The 12382-nt window shown below is 69.4% G+C and carries 11 protein-coding genes; 2 read left to right on the top strand and 9 right to left on the bottom strand.

Annotated elements, in window-relative coordinates:
- Positions 1–395: 395 nt before the first annotated feature.
- The 3 genes from ACWC9R_RS27570 to thyX form a co-directional block, all read right to left on the bottom strand.
- On the bottom strand, positions 396–2081 hold the full coding sequence (locus ACWC9R_RS27570; RefSeq protein ID WP_450735472.1) for a ribonuclease J: 1686 nt from the start codon (positions 2079–2081) through the stop codon (positions 396–398).
- A 114-nt stretch (positions 2082–2195) separates the two neighbouring features.
- A complete protein-coding gene (gene dapA, locus ACWC9R_RS27565) occupies positions 2196–3095 on the bottom strand; it encodes a 4-hydroxy-tetrahydrodipicolinate synthase (RefSeq protein WP_362613788.1) in 900 nt (299 codons plus the stop codon).
- A 198-nt stretch (positions 3096–3293) separates the two neighbouring features.
- Entirely contained in the window at positions 3294–4052 is a 759-nt protein-coding gene (thyX, locus tag ACWC9R_RS27560) for an FAD-dependent thymidylate synthase (protein WP_450735470.1), read from the bottom strand.
- Positions 4053–4284: 232 nt separating this feature from the next.
- Here thyX and ACWC9R_RS27555 point away from each other — a divergent pair, with 232 nt between their 5' ends.
- Both ACWC9R_RS27555 and ACWC9R_RS27550 read left to right on the top strand, forming a co-directional pair.
- On the top strand, positions 4285–4521 hold the full coding sequence (locus ACWC9R_RS27555; protein WP_127153296.1) for a hypothetical protein: 237 nt from the start codon (positions 4285–4287) through the stop codon (positions 4519–4521).
- A 102-nt stretch (positions 4522–4623) separates the two neighbouring features.
- The gene (locus tag ACWC9R_RS27550; protein ID WP_450735469.1) at positions 4624–5181 is read left to right on the top strand and encodes a phage holin family protein; all 558 of its coding nucleotides are present in this window, start codon (positions 4624–4626) and stop codon (positions 5179–5181) included.
- Between the two features lie 84 nt (positions 5182–5265).
- On the opposite strand, the gene ACWC9R_RS27545 is transcribed toward ACWC9R_RS27550, so the two are convergent.
- From ACWC9R_RS27545 to eccD, 6 genes are all read right to left on the bottom strand, one after another.
- Positions 5266–5721 carry a tetratricopeptide repeat protein gene (locus ACWC9R_RS27545; protein WP_393367063.1) on the bottom strand — a complete coding sequence of 152 codons (456 nt, stop codon included), beginning with the start codon at positions 5719–5721 and terminating at the stop codon, positions 5266–5268.
- A 5-nt stretch (positions 5722–5726) separates the two neighbouring features.
- The gene (gene dapB / locus ACWC9R_RS27540; RefSeq protein WP_450735467.1) at positions 5727–6479 is read right to left on the bottom strand and encodes a 4-hydroxy-tetrahydrodipicolinate reductase; all 753 of its coding nucleotides are present in this window, start codon (positions 6477–6479) and stop codon (positions 5727–5729) included.
- Positions 6480–6516: 37 nt separating this feature from the next.
- Positions 6517–7896, bottom strand: coding sequence for a M16 family metallopeptidase (locus ACWC9R_RS27535; RefSeq protein WP_450735466.1), 1380 nt, complete (start codon positions 7894–7896; stop codon positions 6517–6519).
- Positions 7893–10112 (bottom strand): polyribonucleotide nucleotidyltransferase, encoded by a 2220-nt coding sequence (locus tag ACWC9R_RS27530; protein WP_450735464.1) that lies wholly within the window; start codon positions 10110–10112, stop codon positions 7893–7895. Before ACWC9R_RS27530 ends, ACWC9R_RS27535 begins: the two co-directional genes overlap by 4 nt.
- A gap of 293 nt (positions 10113–10405) precedes the next feature.
- Positions 10406–10693, bottom strand: a complete 288-nt coding sequence (gene rpsO / locus ACWC9R_RS27525; RefSeq protein ID WP_006602744.1) for a 30S ribosomal protein S15 — start codon at positions 10691–10693, stop codon at positions 10406–10408.
- A gap of 155 nt (positions 10694–10848) precedes the next feature.
- Positions 10849–12312, bottom strand: coding sequence for a type VII secretion integral membrane protein EccD (gene eccD, locus ACWC9R_RS27520; protein WP_450735462.1), 1464 nt, complete (start codon positions 12310–12312; stop codon positions 10849–10851).
- Positions 12313–12382: the final 70 nt, after the last annotated feature.

Below are 12382 nucleotides of genomic sequence, written 5' to 3'. Positions count from 1 at the left end.
TTGCGGGCCCGATTTTCGCCGGTGCGTTTCCGCCTTTCGGCTTCTTCGCGTTTCCGACTCTACCAGATCCGTTTCCGTCTCTGGCCCCTGTCGGAGCGGGGTCGGCCGCTTCGCTTTCGCTTTTCGGCCTTTCCGACTCTAGCAGATCCGATTTCGTTCCGTTGCCGGTCCGAATTCGTTCTGCTTTCCCGTCGGAGGGGGGTTGCCTTTCGGCTGATCCGACTTTATCAGATTACTCTGGGCCGGAATTCCGCCCGGTCTTCCCGGAGTGCTCCGTGCGCATGGCGCGCGGTGCTTCCCGTTCAGGCGGAGCCGTAAACGTACTGGAGCGGGGCGCCCGGATGCAAATCCGGGCGCCCCGCTCCCACTTGGGCACGTACGTGCGACTCCGTCCGTCAGACCTCGACGACCACGGGGAGGATCATCGGGCGACGGCGGTAGTTGTCCGACACCCACTTACCGACCGTGCGGCGGACCAGCTGCTGGAGCTGGTGGGGCTCGGTGATGCCGTCCTGTGCCGACTTGGACAGGGCCTCGTCGATCTTGGGCATCACACCGGAGAACGCGGCGTCGTCGATGCCCGAGCCACGGGCGTGGATGTCCGGGCCGCCGACGATCTTGCCGGTGGTGCTGTCCACGACCACGTAGACCGAGATGATGCCCTCGTCGCCGAGGATGCGGCGGTCCTTGAGGTGCGCCTCGGTGACATCGCCGACCGAGAGGCCGTCGACGTAGACATAGCCGGCCTGGACCTTGCCGACGATCCTGGCGACACCGTCGACCAGGTCGACCACCACGCCGTCCTCGGCGATGACGATCCGGTCCTTCCGCACGCCGGTCAGGGCGCCCAGCTCGGCGTTGGCCCGCAGGTGACGCCATTCGCCGTGCACCGGCATGAGGTTCTTCGGCTTGCAGATGTTGTAGAAGTACAGCAGCTCGCCGGCCGAGGCGTGACCCGAGACATGGACCTTGGCGTTGCCCTTGTGGACCACGTCCGCGCCCCATCGGGTGAGGCCGTTGATCACGCGGTAGACCGCGTTCTCGTTGCCCGGGATGAGGGACGAGGCCAGGATCACGGTGTCGCCCTGGACGATCCGGATCTGGTGATCGCGGTTGGCCATCCGGGAGAGCGCGGCCATCGGCTCACCCTGGGAGCCGGTGCAGACCAGCACGACCTCGTCGTCGGGGAGATCGTCGAGCGTCTTGACGTCGACGACCAGGCCGGCGGGGACCTTCAGGTAGCCCAGCTCGCGGGCGATGCCCATGTTGCGGACCATCGAGCGGCCGACGAAGGCGACCCGGCGGCCGTACTCGTGCGCCGCGTCGAGGATCTGCTGGATGCGGTGCACATGGCTGGCGAAGCTGGCCACGATGATGCGCTTCTGGGCGTTCGCGAACACCGTGCGCAGGACGTTGGAGATGTCCCGCTCGGGCGGGACGAATCCCGGGACCTCGGCGTTCGTGGAGTCGGAGAGGAGAAGGTCGATGCCTTCCTCGCCGAGCCGCGCGAACGCGGGGAGGTCCGTCAGCCGGCGGTCCAGCGGGAGCTGGTCCATCTTGAAGTCGCCGGTGTGGACGACCATGCCCGCGGGGGTGCGGATGGCGACCGCGAGGGCGTCGGGGATCGAGTGGTTGACCGCGACGAACTCGCAGTCGAACGAGCCGATCCGCTCGGTGTGCCCCTCGGTCACCTCGAGGGTGTAGGGGCGGATGCGGTGCTCCTGGAGCTTGGCCTCGATGAGGGCGAGGGTCAGCTTGGAGCCGATGAGGGGGATGTCCGGCTTCTCGCGCAGGAGGTAGGGGACGCCACCGATGTGGTCCTCGTGGCCGTGCGTGAGCACGATGCCGTCGATGTCGTCGAGGCGGTCCCTGATCGACGTGAAGTCCGGAAGGATCAGGTCGATTCCGGGCTGCTCCTCCTCGGGGAAGAGCACTCCGCAGTCGACGATCAGCAGCCGGCCGTCGTACTCGAAGACCGTCATGTTGCGGCCGATTTCACCCAGGCCGCCGAGGGGGGTGACACGCAGGCCACCCTTGGGAAGCTTCGGCGGGGCGCCGAGCTCAGGATGCGGATGACTCAAAAGACTCTCCTCACCACACGCGCCACGCTGCCGTCGAGGGCACGTGGCGCGCATGACATTCGTGCACTTGCTGTAAGGCGGTTGTTGGTCCGTATTCAGTTATGAAGTCTGTGATCAGAGCTGTACCCCGCCGGCGGCGAGATCGCGCGTCAGCTGCTCGGTCTCCTCGGGGGAGAGCTCCACGAGCGGCAGCCGCAGCGGTCCGGCAGGCAGCCCCTGGAGGCCGAGCGCGGCCTTGGTCGTGATGACGCCCTGGGTGCGGAACATGCCGGTGAAGACGGGCAGCAGCTTCTGGTGGATCTCGGTGGCCTTGGTGACGTCGCCGTTGAGGTGGGCGTCCAGAAGGGCGCGCAGCTCGGGGGTCACGATATGGCCGACCACGGAGACAAAGCCGACTGCGCCGACCGAGAGCAACGGGAGGTTCAGCATGTCGTCGCCGCTGTACCAGGCCAGGCTGGAGCGGGCGATGGCCCAGCTGGCGCGGCCGAGGTCGCCCTTGGCGTCCTTGTTGGCGACGATCCGCGGGTGTTCGGCGAGCCGGACGATGGTCTCGGTGTTGATCGGGACACCGCTGCGGCCCGGGATGTCGTAGAGCATCACCGGGAGGTCGGTGGCGTCCGCGATGGCCGTGAAGTGGCGGAGCAGGCCCTCCTGCGGGGGCTTGCTGTAGTACGGCGTCACCGCGAGCAGGCCGTGGGCCCCGGCGTCCTGGGCGGCGCGGGCCAGCTCCAGGCTGTGGCGGGTGTCGTTGGTGCCGGCTCCGGCGACGACGAAGGCCCGATCGCCCACCGCATCGACCACCGCGCGGACCAGCTGCGCTTTCTCCGCGTCGCTGGTGGTCGGGGACTCTCCGGTGGTGCCGTTGACGACGAGGCCGTCGTTGCCGGCGTCCACCAGATGGGCGGCGAGCCGCTGCGCGCCGTCGAGATCGAGAGCGCCATCCGCCGTGAACGGCGTGACCATGGCGGTCAGCACCCGCCCGAAGGGGGTCTGCGGTGTGGAAGTCGGAGCCATGGGTCCCACGCTACTCGTAGCTCACCGCGAGATGCGCCTCTGGGGAGCAGGGATGTGGACACCGGCACTGCCTGCTCGGGGGTTCAAGCAGTGCCGGGTCCGTCTGTTCAGCGTAAATGAACTTCTCAAAATGCCGCAATCCGGACACTTCGCACTTCTGTCCTGCGCGCTCCGGTATACGGCCCGCAACCTGCGGCCTTACGGAGCGATCCGGCCATTCGCATTGAATGCGCCGTACGTGAGCGGCATGAGCTTCGCCCAGTGGGCCTCCATCTGCTCGCCGACCATTTCGATCTCCCGCTGCGGGAACGACGGCACCTTCGCCTGCTCGTGCTGGGTGCGCAGACCGAGGAAGTGCATCAGGGAGCGGGCGTTGCAGGTCGCGTACATCGACGAGAACAGACCGACGGGGAGCACCGCGCGGGCGACCTCGCGGGCGACGCCGGCGGCGAGCATCTCCTGGTAGGCCTCGTAGGCCCGGCGGTAGGAGTCCTCCATGACGCGGCCGGTGAGCTCGTACTGCGCCGGGGTGCCGTCGACGAACTCGTACTTGCCGGGGCGGCCCTGCTGGACGAGCTTGCGGGACTCGCCGGGGACGTAGAAGACCGGGTCCAGCTGACGGTAGCGGCCGGACTCCTCGTTGTACGACCAGCCGACGCGGTGCCGCATGAACTCGCGGAAGACGAAGATCGGCGCGCTGATGAAGAACGTCATGGAGTTGTGCTCGAAGGGGCTGCCGTGCCGGTCCCGCATGAGGTAGTTGATCAAGCCCTTGGAGCGCTCCGGGTCCTTCTGGAGTTCCTCCAGGGACTGCTCGCCGGCCGTGGAGACGCGGGCCGCCCACAGCACATCGCTGTCCGCGGCGCTGTGCTTGACCAGCTCGACCGTCACCTCGCTCCGGAAGCTGACGGCTGCGCTGTCGGGGCTCTCAGCGCTCTCGGCGGGGGTCTGGGACACCGGCGGTTCCTTCCAATCGTTCCTCGTGCGCGACCACCCTACGGCCCGCCACCGACAGCCCGGGAAAGACGACGTGATGCCGCGTTAGCCGCAAAACGGGCGCTCCATAGCAGCCCACGGGGCGGCGCTTGATATTTTTCACAGAAGTCCCTGAAAACGGGCACCAACCGGACGCCTGAGACGTCTAACCCTGTGACAGTGCCCACCTCGAGGTTCCTAGGAGAGCCCGCTCATGTTCCGCCGGCGAGAGCCCGTCCCGTTCGCCTTCGTTGCCGAGGCAGACCGGTTCCGCAGCAATGTCACTCCCCCGCCGCGTCAGCGCGCTTCCCGCGCGCAGCTCCTCGGCCAGTCTCTCATCACGCTGACAGTCGTGGGCGGCCTGGCCGGCGCCCTGCTGTTCGGCGTTCCCGCCCTGCAGCAGGACAGTTCCGGGTCGAGCCGGGTGCATCAGTCCGAGGCGCATCGCTGAACGGGTCGGGCGGCGCGTGCCATGAAGTGGTTCCGCTCCGCCGGTCCCGATAACCTCACCGGTCACAGCTTCCGTCAGCGTGCCCATGAGTGAGGACCAGCCGTGCCCCTGCCCTTTCTGACGGCCGACCGCGACCTCGACCTCGACCCCGGTGCCGCGGAGACCGTCGCACTTCCGCATGACGAGCCCGACCACTGGCGCCGTCCCTACCGCCCCGGACCGTGGCGGGTAGGGGCGGCGGCGGTGTTTTTGCTGCTCGCCTCGTTCGTGCTGCTCTCCGCGATGATCATCGCGATGGCCGGCTCGCTGCCCGGCGCCGCGGTCTGCGCGCTCGTCGGGGCGCTGGTGATCGCCCTCGCTCTGCGGCTGCTGCGCGTCGGCCTGTGGGTCAGCGCGCAGGGGCTGCGGCAGGTGAACCTGCTGCGTACGGCGACCGAGCCGTGGAGCGCCGTCGCCTCGGTGCGCACCCGCCAGCAGCCGGTGCGCTGGCTGGGGCTGCCGCGGACGGTGCAGGGCCAGGCCCTGATCGTCGAGCGGACCGGGGGCGAGCCGTTGCGGACCCTGGTCACCGACCACAACGGTGACTTCCTGTCCCGCCCGGAGGCCTTCGAGCGGGCCGCGGACGTACTGGAGGCCTGGGCGGCGGAGTACCGCGGCTGAGTCCCGGGCGCTCGTCCGCCCTGGATGCCGGACATCGCGCGCTCCGCGGGTCAGGACCGGTCCGGTCCTGATCCGCCGGACGGGTCAGGCGGCCGGGACGGGCTTGTCGTCGTGCAGGGCGATGGCGCGCTGCATCGCCTTGCGGGCGCGCGGGGTGTCGCGGGCGTCGTGGTAGGCGACCGCGAGCCGGAACCACGTACGCCAGTCGCCGGGGGCTTCCTCCGTCTCGGCCTGCCGCCGGGCGAAGACCGCGTCGGCCGCGTCCCGGTCGATCCGGCCGCCGGGGGTGCGCTGGAGCTCGTCGGCGGGCAGCCCGCCCTCGGCCTCCAGCACCCGCGACAGCCGGTGGGCGTCGCGGGCGAAGCGGGTGTTGTGCCAGAGGAACCAGCCGCCGACGCATGGCAGCAGGAAGGCCACCGCCCCCATGCCCATGGCGGCCGGCTCGCCGGTCAGCAGGAGGAGTACGCCCTCCAGCGCCACCACGCCGAACACCAGGACCAGCACGGTGGCGAGGAAGAAGTACGTGATCTTTCCGCCCATGTCCGTCAGCCCAGGTCGAGGAAGTTTTCCAGGCCGACGGTCAGGCCCGGGGTGTTCACCACCCGGCGCACACCGAGCAGGATGCCCGGCATGAAGCTGCTGTGGTGGAGGGAGTCATGGCGGATGGTGAGGGTCTCGCCCTCCCCGCCGAAGAGCACCTCCTGGTGGGCCAGCAGACCGCGCAGCCGTACGGAGTGCACGGGCACGCCGTCCACGTCCGCGCCGCGGGCGCCGTCCAGCGCGGTGCTGGTGGCGTCCGGCTGCGGGGCGCAGCCGGCCTCCTCCCGGGCCGTGGCGATCAGCTGGGCGGTGCGGGCGGCGGTGCCGGACGGGGCGTCCGCCTTCTTCGGGTGGTGCAGCTCGACGACCTCGGCCGACTCGAAGAAGCGGGCCGCCTGCTGGGCGAACCGCATGGTCAGCACCGCGCCGATGGAGAAGTTCGGGGCGATGAGCACGCCCGCCCCGGGCGAGGCGGCGAGCGAGGTGCGCAGCTGCGCGAGGCGCTCATCGGTCCACCCGGTCGTGCCGACCACCGCGTGAATCCCGTGCCGCACACAGAAGTCGAGGTTGCCCATCACCGCGCCGGGGTTGGTCAGCTCGACCACGACCTGGGCGCCGGCCTCGACCAGCGTCTCCAGCTTGTCGCCCCGGCCGAGGCCCGCGACCAGCTCCATGTCCTCGGCGCCCTCGACGGCCCGTACGGCCTCGGAGCCGATGCGCCCCTGGGCTCCCAGTACGGCCACGCGCAGCTTGCTCATCGTTTCCCGTCTCTCTCTTGGTGGTATCGCGGCGGGCCTAGGCGACGACGTCGTCCAGCCGGGCCGCCTGCCGTTCCTTCAGCGGGCCGATGACGGACAGCGACGGGCGGGTGCCCAGGATGTCCCGGGCCACCTCGCGCACCTCGTCCGGGGTGACGGCCGCGATCCGGGCCAGCATGTCGTCGACCGACATCTGCTCGCCCCAGCACAGCTCGCTCTTGCCGAGGCGGTGCATCAGCGCGCCGCTGTCCTCCAGGCCGAGGACGGTGGAGCCGCGCAGCTGGCCGATCGCGCGGCGGATCTCGTCGTCGGTGAGGCCGTGCGAGGCCACCTGGTCGAGTTCGTCGCGGCAGATCTTGAGGACGTCGTGCACCTGGCTGGGGCGGCAGCCGGCGTAGACGCCGAACAGTCCGCAGTCGGCGAAGCCCGAGGTGTACGAGTACACGCTGTAGGCCAGGCCGCGCTTCTCGCGGATCTCCTGGAAGAGGCGGGAGCTCATCCCGCCGCCCAGGGCGGTGTTCAGCACGCCCATCGCCCAGCGCCGGTCGTCGTTGCGCGCCATCCCGGGCATCCCGAGGATCACATGGGCCTGCTCGGTCTTGCGGTTGAGCAGTTCGACGCGGCCGGCGGTGCGCAGGGCACGGCTGCCGGAGCGCGGCGCCATCGGGACGGCGTCCGTCCGGTCCAGGGCCCCGGCCTGCTCGAAGGCGCGGCGGACCAGGCGGACGACCTTGGCGTGGTCGATGTTGCCGGCGGCCGTGACGACGAGGTGGGTGGGGTCGTAGTGCTTCTTGTAGAAGCGGCGGATGCGCTCGGGGGTGAGGGCGTTGACGGTGTCGACGGTGCCCAGGACCGGGCGGCCGAGCGGGGTGTCACCGAGCATGGTGTGCGCGAACAGGTCGTGCACACAGTCGCCCGGGTCGTCCTCGGTCATCGCGATCTCTTCGAGGATGACGCCGCGCTCGGCGTCCACGTCCTCGGCCTCCACCAGCGAGCCGGTGAGCATGTCGCACACCACGTCGATGGCGAGCGGCAGATCGGTGTCCAGCACCCGCGCGTAGTAGCAGGTGTACTCCTTCGCGGTGAAGGCGTTCATCTCACCGCCGACCGCGTCGACCGCGGCGGAGATGTCCAGTGCGCTGCGCCGCTCGGTGCCCTTGAAGAGCAGGTGTTCCAGGTAGTGCGTGGCGCCGTTCAGCGACGGGGTCTCGTCACGGGAACCGACGTTCGCCCAGATCCCGAAGGTGACGGAGCGGACCGTCGGAAGCGTCTCGGTGACGATGCGCAGACCGCCGGGCAGGGTGGTCCGGCGGACCTCGCCGGCACCAGCGGTGCCCTTGAGAAGCGTTTGGGTACGGGCGACGGCCCGCCCCTCCGTGGAGGTGCGGGCCGTCGTCGTGTGCGTACGGGACGTCACTTGGCGGCGTCGTCCTTCGTGTCCCCGGCCGCATCCTCTTCCTCGATCACCGGGATCAGGGAGAGCTTGCCGCGCTGGTCGATCTCGGCGATCTCGACCTGGACCTTGGCACCGACCGCGAGCACGTCCTCGACGTTCTCCACGCGCTTGCCACCGGCGAGCTTGCGGATCTGCGAGATGTGCAGCAGGCCGTCCTTGCCCGGGAGCAGGGAGACGAACGCACCGAAGGTCGTGGTCTTGACGACCGTGCCCAGGTAGCGCTCGCCGACCTCCGGCATGGTCGGGTTGGCGATGCCGTTGATCGTGGCGCGGGCGGCCTCGGCGGCCGGACCGTCGGCGGCACCGATGTAGATCGTGCCGTCGTCCTCGATCGTGATGTCGGCGCCGGTGTCCTCCTGGATCTGGTTGATCATCTTGCCCTTGGGGCCGATGACCTCACCGATCTTGTCCACCGGGATCTTGACGGTGATGATCCGCGGGGCGTTCGGGGACATCTCGTCCGGAACGTCGATGGCCTCGTTCATCACATCGAGGATGTGCAGACGGGCGTCGCGGGCCTGCTTCAGCGCGGCGGCCAGGACCGAGGCGGGGATGCCGTCGAGCTTGGTGTCGAGCTGCAGCGCGGTCACGAACTGCTTGGTGCCGGCGACCTTGAAGTCCATGTCACCGAAGGCGTCCTCCGCACCGAGGATGTCGGTGAGGGCGACGTAGTGGGTCTGGCCGTCGATCTCCTGGGAGATCAGGCCCATGGCGATACCGGCGACCGGGGCCTTGAGGGGCACACCGGCGTTCAGCAGCGACATGGTCGAGGCGCAGACCGAGCCCATGGAGGTCGAGCCGTTGGAGCCCAGCGCCTCGGAGACCTGGCGGATCGCGTAGGGGAACTCCTCGCGGGTCGGCAGGACCGGCATGATGGCGCGCTCGGCGAGCGCACCGTGGCCGATCTCGCGGCGCTTGGGGGCGCCCACACGGCCGGTCTCACCGACGGAGTACGGCGGGAAGTTGTAGTTGTGCATGTAGCGCTTGCGGGTCACCGGGGAGAGGGTGTCCAGCTGCTGCTCCATGCGGAGCATGTTGAGGGTGGTGACGCCCAGGATCTGGGTCTCGCCACGCTCGAACAGGGCGGAGCCGTGCACCCGCGGGATGGCCTCGACCTCGGCGGCGAGCGTACGGATGTCCGTGACGCCGCGGCCGTCGATGCGCTTCTTCTCCTTGATGACGCGCTCACGGACCAGGGTCTTGGTCAGCGAGCGGTACGCGGCGGAGATCTCCTTCTCGCGGCCCTCGAACTCCGGCAGCAGCTTCTCGGCGGCCAGACCCTTGACGCGGTCCAGCTCGTTCTCGCGCTCCTGCTTGCCGGCGATGGTCAGCGCCTGGGAGAGCTCGTCCTTGACGGCCTTGGTGAGGGCCTCCAGGACGTCGTCCTGGTAGTCGAGGAAGATCGGGAACTCGCCGACGGGCTTGGCGGCCTTGGCCGCGAGGTCCGACTGGGCCTTGCACAGCACCTTGATGAAGGGCTTGGCGGCTTCCAGACCGGCGGCGACGACCTCTTCGGTCGGGGCCTCGGCGCCGTCCTTGACCAGCTGGATGGTCTTCTCGGTGGCCTCGGCCTCGACCATCATGATCGCGACGTCGCCGTCCGGGAGGACGCGGCCGGCCACGACCATGTCGAAGACGGCGTCCTCGAGCTCGGTGTGGGTCGGGAAGCCCACCCACTGGCCGTTGATCAGCGCGACACGGGTGCCGCCGACGGGGCCGGAGAAGGGCAGACCGGCCAGCTGCGTGGAGCAGGAGGCGGCGTTGATCGCGACCACGTCGTAGAGGTGGTCGGGGTTGAGCGCCATGACCGTCTCGACGATCTGGATCTCGTTGCGCAGGCCCTTCTTGAAGGAGGGGCGCAGCGGCCGGTCGATCAGCCGGCAGGTGAGGATCGCGTCCTCGGAGGGGCGGCCCTCACGGCGGAAGAAGGAGCCGGGGATCTTCCCGGCTGCGTACATCCGCTCCTCGACGTCGACGGTCAGCGGGAAGAAGTCCAGCTGGTCCTTCGGGGTCTTGGAAGCGGAGGTGGCCGACAGCACCATGGTGTCGTCGTCCAGGTACGCCACGGCGGAACCGGCGGCCTGCTTGGCCAGGCGGCCCGTCTCGAAGCGGATGGTGCGGGTGCCGAAGGAACCGTTGTCGATCACGGCCTCGGCGTAGTGGGTCTCGTTCTCCACCAGGAATATCTCCTCATATGTGTCCGCTGCCCGTGTGGCAGGGGACCGTCGTCGGTGGAGCGCCGGTACGGGCCGGTCTTCGATCGAAGCACCCGGAGCAGTGACCACGGGTCTCCGTGGATCTTCCGGGGGCCACTACCGAGGACCGGCGGCCAGGTGGCGCTCCTACCGCATTCGCTTTTTGCGATATGGCACCAGACTACAAAGCTTCCGTCCACCTCGCGGCGGGACGGAGTCCGGTGCGTATGGCAAAGGGAGCGGCCCCCGGTGGGAACCGCTCCCTCTACGGCGTCTTACTTGGCGCCCGCCGCGCCGCGGCGGATGCCCAGGCGCTCGACCAGCGCACGGAAGCGCGTGATGTCCTTCTTCGCCAGGTACTGCAGCAGGCGGCGGCGCTGGCCGACGAGCAGCAGCAGACCACGGCGGGAGTGGTGGTCGTGCTTGTGGGTCTTGAGGTGCTCGGTCAGGTCCGAGATGCGACGGGAGAGCATCGCGACCTGAACCTCGGGGGAACCGGTGTCACCCTCCTTGGTGGCGAACTCGGCCATGATCTGCTTCTTGGTAGCGGCGTCGAGCGACACGCGGTACTCCTCTTGGTTTCGGCCCGTGAGCGCCCCTGGTTTGCTTCACAGGGAATCTTGGATGACTCGACCGGGCCGTCACACAGCGTACCAGCTGGCGACGGCCCCCCGACCGGCTGGTCGGGGGGCCGTGGAAAGGGCCGGTGCGCCGGGGGCTAGCTGCTGCTGGTGAGGCCGCGGACCGTGGCGTACACGTCCAGGACCGCCAGGCACAGCGGCACCAGGGACAGCAGGATCAGACCGTCGAAGAGGTCGAAGATCCGGCCCCAGAAGGGGGTGACGCCCTTGCGCGGGACGACCAGGCCGACACCCACCAGGAGGGCGGCGCCCGCCGCGATGCTGCTGGTGAACCAGACGGTGCGGATGTTCAGCGGTCCGGAGTCCTGGAACTTGGCCAGGTCGACGAAGATGTCCAGCGGCGGGTTCAGGGTGAGGCCCAGGATCAGCAGGACGATCGTGAGGATGCCCGCGATGGTCAGGCAGGCGACCTGCGCGGTGTAGTCGAAGAGCCGGGCCCGCAGCATGATCGTGATGCCCGCGGCCAGCGCCAGCAGCTGCGCCCACGTGTTGTCGGAGAAGCCGAGGACCACACCGGCCGAGCCGACGACCAGGGCGGAGCAGCCGGCGACGAGGCCGAGCAGCAGCTCGTGGCCGCGCTTGGCCTGGTTGCCGATCTTGACGAAGTCGACGGACTCGGTCTCGCCGCTGTTGTCGTAGGAGCCCTTGGCGATCTGGTCGGGCGACTTGTAGCCGATGGGCAGCCGGGCGAAGCGGGCGGAGAGGCCGGGCAGCCAGGCGACCAGGGCGATGGCGACGACGGCGGTGACGGCGGCGACCTTGCTGGGGGCGGCGTCGGTGAGGATCGCGGCGAAGACCGCGAGGGTGCCCATGGCGGAGAGGAACGCGGCGGCGACGAAGGGTGCGTCACCGCGCGGCAGCAGGACCACCAGGAGCGCCGAGGCGATCAGTACGGTCACACAGCCGACGAGGAGGTGCAGCCGGCCGGGGCCGCCCTCCTCCGCGGGGAAGATCCCGGAGCCGGCGAGCAGCAGGTGCGGGAGCGCGGCCAGGCCCAGCGCGATGGAGGAGCCGTGGTCGTCGTAGACGCGGGCGCGGACGCCGGCGAGCGCGACCAGGACGATGCCGACGACGCCGGCGATGATGCCGGGCAGCCGGTGCATGTCGCGCTCGGCGGGGTTCGAGAACCACAGGGCGAACGCCATCATGACGAGCAGGAGCACACCGGCGCTCAGGCCGACGACGTGCATGAGGTCGTCGCTCCAGCGGCTGCGGTTGCGCTTGACCGCGGAGGCGACGGCGTCGGAGACGTCGTCGAAGACCGGGAGCGGCAGCGACTCGGCGAACGGCTTCAGGAGAAGGAGGTCGCCGTCGAGGATCTGCTGCTGTGCGAGCGACTGCCCGGCGTCAAGAACCGTGCCGTCGCGGCGCACTAGGTGATAGCCGGTCGGGGCGCCCTCCGCCTGGGACTGGCCGGAGAGCCGCAGAATCTCCGGATAAATGTCCACGAGTGCGACGTCTTCCGGCAGAGCCACGTCGATCCGTGCATCCGGCGCGGCGACTGTGACCCGGCAAAAGCCGGTGCCAGTGCTCGTGCTCACCTGGCGGTTCCCCCTATCCGTTGGGCGTTTTGTCGCTTCGCGCGCCCTATATATAGAGCCGTCTCTACGG

This window comes from Streptomyces sp. NPDC001219, from assembly GCF_053597915.1.
The sequence above is the reverse complement of the archived record's forward strand: the minus strand, read 5'-3'. Positions and strand labels throughout refer to the sequence as shown.